Annotated in this window: 1 protein-coding gene; it reads right to left on the reverse strand. The window is 56.0% G+C overall.

Annotated features, from left to right (window positions below):
* Positions 1-602 (reverse strand): hypothetical protein (locus tag ACO0LH_RS28510; protein ID WP_422944529.1); only part of this gene is annotated, 602 nt, incomplete at both ends.

Genomic DNA, 602 nt, shown 5'->3' on the forward strand with positions numbered 1-602 from the left:
CAGCATTGTTGGATGTACCCACCAGGCGGATGGTTTCGAAACCAGAGACGTTGGTCCATTCAGAAGCACCCAGGGCGATGGTGTCGCCCAGGCTGGCGCCTGTCAGGTCACCGTCGATGACCAGTGTATCGCCTGTACCTGCGCCACCAGCAACGGTGTCGGAGATGGTCAGACCAGCACGTGTGTCTTGGATGTTATCGAAGATCACGGTGTCGTTACCGGCACCCATGGTGATTTTTTGGCCGCCATTGACTGCGGATGTGTTGGTGGATACGCGAACAGTGACGTTTGCCAGTTCTGCAGACGCGTCGATCACGCCAGCAACCAGTTTGACCTGGCCAGCTGTCAGGGACAGATCTTGTACGCCAGAGCCGTCAGCTGCTGCGCCGGAGGTGTCGATACGGTTCAGACCGCCGTTAGCACCAACTGTGGTGGTGTCAAAGTTGATGAAGCCGTTAACTTTGCCTGCACCTGCTGCTGTACCGATAGTGACTGTGCCTGTATGGGAAGCAACGCTACCCAGGGCTACGGTGTTGTTTTCAGAATCAGCATCAATGATGGTGACGTTTTCAGACGCGCCTGTGGTCAGGGTGACGTTGAAA

The organism is Undibacterium sp. TJN19 (assembly GCF_049339485.1).
Taxonomy (GTDB): Bacteria; Pseudomonadota; Gammaproteobacteria; order Burkholderiales; family Burkholderiaceae_D; genus Undibacterium.